General features: G+C 76.0%; 13 protein-coding genes. 7 read left to right on the forward strand and 6 right to left on the reverse strand.

Annotated elements, in window-relative coordinates; genetic code table 11:
* Positions 1–206: 206 nt before the first annotated feature.
* From DQ239_RS19925 to DQ239_RS19930, 3 genes are read right to left on the reverse strand one after another with little or no spacing between them, the layout of a single operon-like run.
* A complete protein-coding gene (locus DQ239_RS19925) occupies positions 207–575 on the reverse strand; it encodes a nuclear transport factor 2 family protein (RefSeq protein WP_113836163.1) in 369 nt (122 codons plus the stop codon).
* 30 nt (positions 576–605) lie between these two features.
* A complete protein-coding gene (locus DQ239_RS20745; RefSeq protein WP_199583224.1) occupies positions 606–761 on the reverse strand; it encodes a hypothetical protein in 156 nt (51 codons plus the stop codon).
* Positions 695–1021: a hypothetical protein gene (locus DQ239_RS19930; RefSeq protein ID WP_199583226.1), complete on the reverse strand. Its 327-nt coding sequence runs from the start codon at positions 1019–1021 to the stop codon at positions 695–697. Before DQ239_RS19930 ends, DQ239_RS20745 begins: the two co-directional genes overlap by 67 nt.
* An 86-nt stretch (positions 1022–1107) precedes the next feature.
* Here DQ239_RS19930 and DQ239_RS19935 point away from each other — a divergent pair, with 86 nt between their 5' ends.
* From DQ239_RS19935 to DQ239_RS19940, 3 genes are all read left to right on the forward strand, one after another.
* Positions 1108–1767, forward strand: a complete 660-nt coding sequence (locus DQ239_RS19935; RefSeq protein ID WP_233489523.1) for a helix-turn-helix domain-containing protein — start codon at positions 1108–1110, stop codon at positions 1765–1767.
* The gene (locus DQ239_RS21235) at positions 1761–1886 is read left to right on the forward strand and encodes a hypothetical protein (RefSeq protein WP_255411266.1); all 126 of its coding nucleotides are present in this window, start codon (positions 1761–1763) and stop codon (positions 1884–1886) included. Before DQ239_RS19935 ends, DQ239_RS21235 begins: the two co-directional genes overlap by 7 nt.
* Before the next feature lie 107 nt (positions 1887–1993).
* Positions 1994–2173: a hypothetical protein gene (locus tag DQ239_RS19940; protein WP_113836164.1), complete on the forward strand. Its 180-nt coding sequence runs from the start codon at positions 1994–1996 to the stop codon at positions 2171–2173.
* A 6-nt stretch (positions 2174–2179) separates the two neighbouring features.
* Here DQ239_RS19940 and DQ239_RS19945 read toward each other — a convergent pair whose 3' ends face one another.
* Together DQ239_RS19945 and DQ239_RS19950 are read right to left on the reverse strand one after the other, a co-directional pair.
* Complete coding sequence (locus tag DQ239_RS19945) at positions 2180–3268, reverse strand: crosslink repair DNA glycosylase YcaQ family protein (RefSeq protein ID WP_113836165.1); 1089 nt, start codon at positions 3266–3268, stop codon at positions 2180–2182.
* A 23-nt stretch (positions 3269–3291) separates the two neighbouring features.
* Complete coding sequence (locus tag DQ239_RS19950; protein ID WP_113836166.1) at positions 3292–3702, reverse strand: DUF4345 domain-containing protein; 411 nt, start codon at positions 3700–3702, stop codon at positions 3292–3294.
* Between the two features lie 120 nt (positions 3703–3822).
* Between DQ239_RS19950 and DQ239_RS19955 the strand changes: the two genes are divergently transcribed.
* From DQ239_RS19955 to DQ239_RS19965, 3 genes are read left to right on the forward strand one after another with little or no spacing between them, the layout of a single operon-like run.
* Positions 3823–4959 (forward strand): serine hydrolase domain-containing protein, encoded by a 1137-nt coding sequence (locus DQ239_RS19955; protein WP_113836167.1) that lies wholly within the window; start codon positions 3823–3825, stop codon positions 4957–4959.
* Positions 4959–5504: a hypothetical protein gene (locus tag DQ239_RS19960; protein WP_113836171.1), complete on the forward strand. Its 546-nt coding sequence runs from the start codon at positions 4959–4961 to the stop codon at positions 5502–5504. Before DQ239_RS19955 ends, DQ239_RS19960 begins: the two co-directional genes overlap by 1 nt.
* 19 nt (positions 5505–5523) lie before the next feature.
* Positions 5524–6453, forward strand: coding sequence for an oxidoreductase (locus DQ239_RS19965; RefSeq protein WP_113836168.1), 930 nt, complete (start codon positions 5524–5526; stop codon positions 6451–6453).
* 7 nt (positions 6454–6460) lie between these two features.
* Here the strand turns inward: DQ239_RS19965 and DQ239_RS19970 are convergent, their stop codons facing one another.
* Positions 6461–6916 carry a helix-turn-helix domain-containing protein gene (locus DQ239_RS19970; protein WP_113836169.1) on the reverse strand — a complete coding sequence of 152 codons (456 nt, stop codon included), beginning with the start codon at positions 6914–6916 and terminating at the stop codon, positions 6461–6463.
* Between the two features lie 84 nt (positions 6917–7000).
* Between DQ239_RS19970 and DQ239_RS19975 the strand changes: the two genes are divergently transcribed.
* On the forward strand, positions 7001–8497 hold the full coding sequence (locus DQ239_RS19975; protein ID WP_158544911.1) for a DHA2 family efflux MFS transporter permease subunit: 1497 nt from the start codon (positions 7001–7003) through the stop codon (positions 8495–8497).
* Positions 8498–8732: the final 235 nt, after the last annotated feature.

Consider the following 8732-nt stretch of genomic DNA (forward strand, 5'->3'; position numbering starts at 1 on the left):
GACCGTCGGCAGGCCCTCGCGCACGCCCCGCCAGAACGCCCGCCGCAGATGCTGCAGCTCCACCGTCGCCGTCATCGCCCGACCTCCAGGTCAGTCAGGGCGTTGCAACGACCCCTTGAAGCCGGGTGACCTGATCCCAGCGCGTCCTCCCTCACGGTGGGCGGTGAGGGAGGACGCGCGGAGGTGAGGGAGGACGCGGCTCTCGGTCAGGCGGCGGCCGGCACCCGGTCGAGGAAGCCGAGCACGGCGCTGATCCGGCCGTCGGCGTCCAGCAGGGCGACGTCGGAGCCGACGATCGGCGCCTCGGCGCCGTCGGGCCCCAGCTCCCAGGTGAACCGCACCTGGTCGTGGTGGGCGTCGGCCGGCCCGGCGAGCCGGAAGACGAAGCCGGCGAACTGCGCCTGGACGGCGCCGATCGTGGCGGCGAGCGCCTCGGCGCCGCGGACGTCGACCATCGGGTCGGTGTAGCGGACGTCGGCGCTGAACACCTCGGCGACGGCGGCGCGGCGGGCCTCCGGGTCGGTCTCGTTCCAGGCGGCCAGGTAGCGGTCGGCGTGGGCGGGAGTGGCGGTCATGGCGGTTCTCCTTCTCTCGGGGTGGTGGTGTCAGCGCCGGCGGAGGCCGGCGATCTGGAGGACGGCGAAACTGGCGACGACGGCGGCCTGCAGGACCAGCCAGGCGGCGCCCAGGCCGGTCAGCGAGCCGATGCCGACGACGGCGGCGACGACGCTGCCGACGGCCCACAGCAGGTTGGCGCCCACGACCGCCTCGACCGCGGCGCCGGGGACCGGGCGACGGGTCGCACGAACCAGACGGCGGCGGCGTAGCCGAGCAGGACGACGCCGACGCCCCGGAGCAGGCCGGGGGACAGGCCGAGCGGGCCGTCGAGGAGCGCCGCGCCCAGCAGGTAGGCGGCGCCGTTGACCCCGGTGACGACGGCGTCGAGCCCGAGGGCGAGGCGCAGCAGTCCACCGGCGCGGGGACGCGGGGAGGTGGCGGGAGCGGTGCGGATGCTGGTCATGCAGCCACCGTCGCGGCGCCGCTGCGGTCGGTCGATTACCTCCGAGGTAAGCGACGGCCCGCACCGACGTGGCTAGCGTCGTCGCCGTGACCGGCACCGTCGCAGCAGAGGCACCCGTGGGCGAGCTGCTCCGCCAGTGGCGGCAGCGCCGCCGGCTGAGCCAGCTCGACCTGGCCGGCGAGGCGGGCGTCTCGGCCCGGCACCTGAGCTTCGTCGAGACCGGCCGGGCCCGGCCCAGCCGCGAGATGGTGCTGCTCCTGGCCGAGGAGCTGGAGATCCCGCTCGGCGCGCGCAACGAGCTCCTGGCGGCAGCCGGCTTCGCGCCCGTCTACCGGCGGCGGGACCTCGGCGACCCCGACATGGCCGCCGTCCGGTCCGCCCTGGACCTCGTGCTGGCGGCCTACGAGCCGTTCCCGGCACTGGTGGTCGACCGGTCGTGGCACCTCGTGGCGGCCAACCGCGCGCTGGCGGGCCTGCTCGACGGCGCGGCGCCCGCCCTCCTCGAGCCACCGGTCAACGTGCTCCGGCTGAGCCTGCACCCCGACGGCCTCGCCCCCCGGATCCTCAACCTGCCCGAGTGGCGCCGGCACGTGCTGCACCGGCTGGGACGCGCGGCGCACCTGAGCGGCGACCTCGGCCTGGCGGCGCTGCACCGGGAACTGCTCGCACTGCCCGGGGGATGGACCGGACCCCGCCCAACGGCATCGCGGTGCCGCTGCGCCTGCGGTCCGGCGAGGAGGTGCTGAGCTTCCTCAGCACGGTGACCACCTTCGGCACCGCCGTCGACCTGACCGCCGCCGAGTTGAGCGTCGAGGCGTTCCTCCCGGCCGACGAGGCCACCGCCGCGGCGGTGCGCCGGGGCTGACCCGGCACCACCCGGTGTCGAGGGTGGGCTGTTCGCCGGTGGCGAAGCCGGGGTCGGCCGCACCGGGGCGGGGTAGGTCCTGGGTCCGACGAGCGGAGGAGATCGCCATGACCGAGGTACCGGGAACCGATCGCGACCAGGCCCGGAAGAACGTCGAGGAGGAGACCCCGCTGGTGCCCGAGGACGTCGAGGGCGCCGACGAGGACGAGGCCCGCCCGCACGGCGACGAGGGGGTCACCGGCGACGAGGTGAAGCCCCCGCCGGGGAGCACCGACCTGGACGTCTGACCCTGCTCAGCCGTCGATCGACAGCCGCCGCAGGGCGAGCCCGCGGGAGGCGGCCAGCCGCTCGGCCTGCGCGGCGACGGCAGCGCGCAAGCCGGGCGGAACCGGGCCGAACGGGCCCAGCGTGACGTCCAGGGCCCGGCCGGCCTTGCGCGCCCGCCAGGTGCCGACGACGTCGCCGGCCGAGAGCACCGCTCCCGGGCGGCCGATGGTGCGCCACAGCTCCCTGGCCGCGGCCGGATCGGGGACGAGCGTGGCCCGGTCCCGCGCCTGGAGGAACAGGTCGTGGCTGCCCAGCAGCACCGTGCCGGCGGGCGGCTCCACCACCAGCTGCCCGGCGTCGGCCGCCAGGACCCAGCGGCGCTCGCCCTCGACCGTCACCTCCACCGCGTCGGCGGGCCAGTGCGCCCGCACGTCGGCCGGCGGTGCGTCGAGGTACTCCGCGACGTGCTTCGGGGTGGCCGGGCCGAGCAGCCGCAGGTAGCCCCGGACGACGTCGAGGCGCTCCGGCGTCGACCCGGCGGGGGCGAACCCCTCGATCCGGCGCAGCACGGGCGGGGAGGTCCCCGGCTCCAGCTCCAGCCCGGCCCGCAGCGCGGCCAGCCGGAAGGGCTGCTCGTAGGCGTGGACCGCGCCGCAAGGGACGCAGTCGCGCAGGTAGGGCCGCTCGAGGACGGCGGTGAGCCGGGTGGAGAGCTCGCCCTTGACCGTCGGCCGGTCCACGATCTCGCGCATCCGCGCCGCGACGGTGTCCAGGCCCGCCAGCGCCGGGATGCCGGCCGCCGTCAGCGGCCGGGCGGCGTCGAACATGCGCTTGGCGGCGTCGGCGTCGGAGAACGGCGCCGTGGCCGCGGCGACGCCGGGGAGATCGGCCCGCCGGTAGACGTGCGGCGCGCCGCGCAGCGTCCAGAGCAGCACCAGCTCCTCGGCCGGCGGGCCGGGCAGCCCGCGCAGCGCCAGCGCCCAGGCCGCGCCGTCGGTGCCGGTGTCCTGCACGCCGAGGTCGAGGACGCCGGTGTCCTCGAGCGACCCGGTGGCGCGGCCCAGCTGCTGGGCGCGCGCCCGGAAGGCCAGCACCTGGCGCCGGGTCAGCTCCACGGGCGGGGATCCTGCTCCGCGGATCAGCGGCGCGCCAGGCGGGCGACCCGCCGCTGCCAGGCCACGAGGACGGGGATGCCGGCCAGCTCCAGGGCCGTGGCGCCGACGAGCACCGGGTGCGGGCGTCCGCTCGCCCGCCAGGAGACCAGCCGGGCCACGCCGCCGAGGAAGACGGCGGCGGAGACCGCCTGCACGGCGGCCGCCTCGCGCTCGATGCGGGGCAGCGCGCGCCAGAGGACGGGCGCCGCCGTCAGGTACACCGCGTGGGTGTAGCGGTACTCGCTGTCGACGTCGGTGGGCACGGGCCCGTCGACGCCGGGCAGGGCGCGCGGCCCCACGAGGGCGCCCGCCGCCCCGGAGGCGAGGGGGATCAGCGACAGGGCGCCGAGGACGATCTGGAGGCCGTGCCGGCCGCCGTCCGCAGTGGAGGTCATCCCGGCACGCTGGCACAACGGGCGCCGCGCCGCGCGGCCGGGTCGCGTTGTCCCGTGCCGGGGGGCGTGATGTGCTCGACGTCCCGCGGCACCGGTTCGCGGGAGAACCAGGAGGCTCCGGTGGCCGAGGTCCACGGCGCGTGCGACGACCGGTTCGCCGGCGTGCGGGAGGCGCTGTCCCAGCAGCTCGAGGCCGGGGAGGAGCTCGGCGCCTCGATCGCCGTCGACCTGGACGGCGAGACCGTCGTCGACCTCTGGGGCGGGCACCGCGACGCCGGGCGGACCCAGCCCTGGTCCGAGCACACGATCGTCAACGTCTGGTCGACGACGAAGTGCGTGCTGGCGCTGGCCGCGCTGATGCTGGTCGAGAGCGGCGAGCTGGACCTCGACGCGCCGGTCGCCGACTACTGGCCGGAGTTCGCCGCCAAGGGCAAGAAGGACGTGCGGGTGCGGCACCTGCTCTCGCACACCTCCGGCGTCTCGGGCTGGGAGCAGCCCTTCTCCGTCCGGGACATGTACGACTGGGACACCGCGACCGAGCGGCTGGCCCAGCAGGCCCCGTGGTGGGAGCCGGGCACGGCCTCGGGCTACCACGCCAGCAACCAGGGCCACCTCGTCGGCGAGGTCGTCCGCCGGATCACCAACACGACGTTCAAGAAGTTCGTCGCCGACCGCATCGCCGGTCCGCTGGGCGCGGACTTCCAGATCGGCGCCCGCGAGTCGGAGGTGTCCCGCATCGCGCCCGTCGTCGCCCCGCCCCCGCCCGAGCCGGTGGAAGGCGCGGCGCCGCCGGACCCGGTCGCCGTCAAGACCTTCACCGGCCCGCGCGCCTCTGCCGACGCGGCGAACTCCCCGGAGTGGCGGGCGGCCGACCTGGGCGCGCTGAACGGGCACTCGAATGCCCGCGGGGTGATGCGCGTGCTGCGCACCCTCAGCCTGGGCGGCGAGGCCGGCGGCGTGCGGCTGCTCTCCCCGGAGACGGTGGAGCAGGTGTTCGTCCAGATGTCCGACGGCGTGGACCTGGTGCTGGGCGTGCCGTTCCGCTTCGGCACCGGCTACTGCCTGGGCTCGCCGCTCCTGCCCTACGTGCCGGAGGGGCGGACGTTCTTCTGGGGTGGCTGGGGCGGCTCGCTGGCGGTGATGGACCTCGACCGGCGGCTGACCGTCACCTACATGATGAACAGGATGGGCGGCGGCATCCTCGGTTCGCCGCGCAGCGAGGCCTACGTGCGGGCCGTCTACGCCGCGCTGGCGTGATGGAGCTCGACGACGTCGTCCCGGAGCCGGACCACGTCACGCGGCAGGCTCGTTGGATCGCGGCGGAACCCCGCGCCGTGTGGGACGCGCTGCACGCCGTGCGGTTCTCCGGCCTCCCGCTCACGCTGGTGCTGTCGGCCGCCCGCTTCCTGCCCGTGCTGCTCTCCGGTCGCGGGCGCCGGCAGGTGCACGACCGGCCCTTCCTCGATGCCCTGCCCGTGCCGCTGCTGGAGTCGCAGCCGCCGTCGTCGGTCGTGTTCGGCGGCCTGCTGCAGCCCTGGCGCCTCACCGGCCACGAGCCGGCGCCGCAGCTGGACGCCGCCGCGCTGCGCGCCTGGGACGCGCCCGGCTGGGTCGTGGTCGCCATGGACTTCCGGCTCGTTCCCACCCGCGGCGGCACGGAGCTCTCCTCCGAGACCCGGGTGCGCGCCACCGACGACGCCGGACGCGCGGCGTTCGCCCGGTACTGGCGGGTGATCCGCCACGGGAGCACCGCCGTCCGCTGGGAGGTGCTGACGGCGGTCGAGCTGCGCGCGACGGGCTGACCTGCGCGAGGATCGGCCCGTGGCCTGGACCGAGAAGGACATCCCCGACCTCAACGGACGCACCGCGGTGGTGACCGGCGCCAACGGCGGGCTGGGCTACCAGACCGCGCTGGCGCTGGCCGGCGCCGGCGCGCACGTCGTCGTCGCCGCCCGCGACCCGGAGAAGACCACGTCGGCCACGGCGCGGATCCGCGAGCGGTACCCCGCCGCCTCGCTGGAGGTGGTGCCGCTGGACCTCGGCGACCTGGCAGAGGTGTCGACGGCGGCGGCCGCGGTGCTGGCCGCGCACGAGCGGATCGACCTGCTGGTCAACAACGCCGGCGTGATGGCGATGCCGCAGCGGACCACGGTCGACGGGTTCGAGATGCAGCTCGGCGTGGACCACCTGGGGCACTGGGCGTTCACCGCGCACCTGCTCCCGGCGCTGCTGCGCGCCCCGGCCGCCCGGGTGGTCACCGTGACCAGCACCGCCCGGTTCATGGGCGGCCCGCTGGACCCGGCCGATCCGCACATGCGGCGGAAGTACCGGGCGTGGGGCTCCTACGCGCGGGCCAAGATGGCCAACTACCACTTCGGGCTGGGCCTGCAGCAGCACTTCGAGCGGGCCGGCCGCGCGACGGCGTCGCTCATCGCGCACCCGGGGCTGTCGAACACCGACCTGCAGGCGCGCACGGTGCGCGAGGGCGGGGGTGGCTGGATCGGCGCGGTGGCGCACGCGATGACGGCGCGGTCGGGCATGACGCCGCTCGAGGGCGCCCGCCCCCAGCTGCGCGCGGCCACGGACCCGGCGGCGGCGGGCGGCGAGCTGTACGCGCCGCGGTTCGGCTCGCACGGGCCGCCGGTGCGCCGGCCGATCCTGCGCCGCTTCGACCTGCAGAAGCAGATCGACGTCCTGTGGGAGGTCTCCGAGCGGGAGACCGGGGTGCCCCTGGTCGTGCCGCCCGCCTGAGGGGGGCTCAGGCCGGGGCGGTCCCGTGGCGGTCGCGGACGTGCCGCTCGATGCCCCGGCCCACCTTCTCGCCGCAGACGTCGCACACCCAGGACGCCGAGATGCGGTGGCCGGCGTGGTGGAGCTCGACGGGCGGCTCGTCGGCGAGGTAGCGGTCCCCCCACTGCATGAGGGCCTGCAGCACCGGCAGCAGGTCGCGGCCGGCCGGGGTCAGGTGGTAGTCCGAGCGCGGCGGGCTGGCGCTGTACTGCTTGCGCTCCAGCACGCCGGCGTCGACCAGGGCGTGCAGCCGCGCGGTCAGCTGCTCCCGGGGCGCACCGGTGCCGCGCAGGATCTCGCTGAAGCGGTGGGCGCCCAGCGAGACCTCGCGCACGACGAGCAGCGCCCAGCGGTCGCCCACCACGTCCAGCGCGCCCGCGATCGAGCAGCGCCGGCCGGGCAGCGCGTCGAGTCGATCGGCCATGCCTTCTAGGTTCGCATACCGAACCGACTCGTGTACGGTCCGGGCAGTCGGTTCGGCTCACGAACCATGACGAGGCGGGGTGCCATGAGCGCGGCGACCGAGCAACCACCCACCGCGGCCCCCGCCCGCAGCCCCGGGCTGGTGCTGCTGGTCGTCTCGGCCGCCGTCTTCCTCTCGGCGCTGGACCTGTTCATCGTCAACATCGCGTTCCCCACGCTGGCCGCGTCGTTCGACTCGACGACCGGGGCGCTGTCCTGGGTGCTCAACGGCTACACGATCGTCTTCGCCGCCCTCCTCGCCCCGGCCGGCCGGATCGCCGACCGCGTGGGCCGGCGCCGCGTCTTCCTCACCGGGCTGGCGACCTTCCTCGCCGGGTCGCTGGGCTGCGCGCTGGTGTGGGACGTGGGCAGCCTGATCGCCTTCCGCGTGGTGCAGGCGGTCGGCGGCGCGATGATCACGGCGACGTCGCTGGCGCTGCTGCTGGTCGCGTTTCCCCCGGCGCGCCGGGCGGGGGCGATCGCGGTGTGGTCGATGGTCGGGGGAGTGGCCGCCGCCCTCGGGCCGCCCATCGGCGGGCTGCTGGTCGAGGCGTCGTGGCGGTGGATCTTCCTGGTCAACGTCCCGGTCGGCATCGCGGCGCTCGTGCTCGGGCTGCGGGTGCTGCCGGAGTCGCGCGACGCGTCCGAGCGGCGCCGTCCCGACGTCCTGGGCACCCTGCTGCTGATCGGCTCGGTGGGGCTGCTGTCCTACGGGTTGGTCGAGGCTCCCGACCGCGGCTGGGACAGCGGCCTCGTCCTGGCGGCCTTCGCCGGCGCCGTCGTCACCGGGGCGCTGGTCGGCCTGCGCGCCGCACGGGCGCCGCGGGGCACGGTGCCCGTGCTGCCGCTGGCGCTGTTCCGGGTGCGCTCGTTCACCCTCGCCAACCTGGCCATGGCCTCCTTCATGGCCGGCTTCGGCGGGATGCTGCTGGGCAACGTCCTGTGGCTGACCGGCGGGTGGGGGTTCAGCACGGTCGAGGCCGGCTTCGCGCTCATCCCCGGACCGGCCCTGGCCGCGCTCACGGCGATCCCCGCCGGCCGGCTCGGTGCCCGCATCGGCCACGGTCCCGTGGCGGCCCTCGGGACGGCGCTGTTCGGGCTGGGCGCGCCGTACTGGGTCGCGCGGGTGGGGGAGGTGAGCGGCTTCGCCGCCGACTTCCTACCGGGGCAGGTCCTCACCGGCATCGGGGTCGGGTGCACGCTGACCAACCTGTCGGCCGCGGCGTCGTCCTCGCTGCCGCCGGCGACGCTGGCCACGGGCACGGCCACCTTCGGCGCGTTCCGGCAGATCGGCGCGACGCTGGGCGTCTCGATCCTGCTCGCCGCGGTCGCGGGCGCCGGCGGTGAGCTGGACGGGGCCCAGCGCGGGTGGGCGCTCACCGTCGTCCTCGCCGCCCTGGCCAGCCTGCTCTCCGTCGCGATCGGCACGGCGCACCACACCGACCCGGGGCGCGCCACCGCGCCGCCGGCGCCGGTCCCCGAACCGGTCGCCGTGCCGGCACCGACGCCTGCCCCCGCCGAGCGCGGGGAGCCCATCCGATGACCCTGGCGCCCAGCACGGACGCGCTGCGCTTCGACCCGAGCTGGCGGTCGTTCACGCACACGCAGGGCGGCCGTCGGCCGGCAGACGCGACGGCTCCTGGGCGACTGAGCTGGGATCAGGTCAGGTGGATTCAAGGAGCGGATGCAACACCCGCTGGTTGATCGCCTGACAGTAGAGGGCCGATGACTTCGACGGGCTTGAGCCAGTTGAGGGTCTTGCGGGGTCGCCCGTTCAG

This window comes from Blastococcus sp. TF02-09, assembly GCF_003319105.1.
GTDB lineage: Bacteria > Actinomycetota > Actinomycetes > Mycobacteriales > Geodermatophilaceae > Blastococcus.

Coding starts and splice junctions, on each gene's coding strand:
- DQ239_RS19925 (WP_113836163.1), bottom strand. CDS start 575: ATGACCGCCACTCCCGCCCACGCCGACCGCTACCTGGCCGCCTGGAAC.
- DQ239_RS19930 (WP_199583226.1), bottom strand. CDS start 1,021: ATGACCAGCATCCGCACCGCTCCCGCCACCTCCCCGCGTCCCCGCGCC.
- DQ239_RS19940 (WP_113836164.1), top strand. CDS start 1,994: ATGACCGAGGTACCGGGAACCGATCGCGACCAGGCCCGGAAGAACGTC.
- DQ239_RS19950 (WP_113836166.1), bottom strand. CDS start 3,702: ATGACCTCCACTGCGGACGGCGGCCGGCACGGCCTCCAGATCGTCCTC.
- DQ239_RS19960 (WP_113836171.1), top strand. CDS start 4,959: ATGGAGCTCGACGACGTCGTCCCGGAGCCGGACCACGTCACGCGGCAG.
- DQ239_RS19970 (WP_113836169.1), bottom strand. CDS start 6,916: ATGGCCGATCGACTCGACGCGCTGCCCGGCCGGCGCTGCTCGATCGCG.
- DQ239_RS19975 (WP_158544911.1), top strand. CDS start 7,001: ATGAGCGCGGCGACCGAGCAACCACCCACCGCGGCCCCCGCCCGCAGC.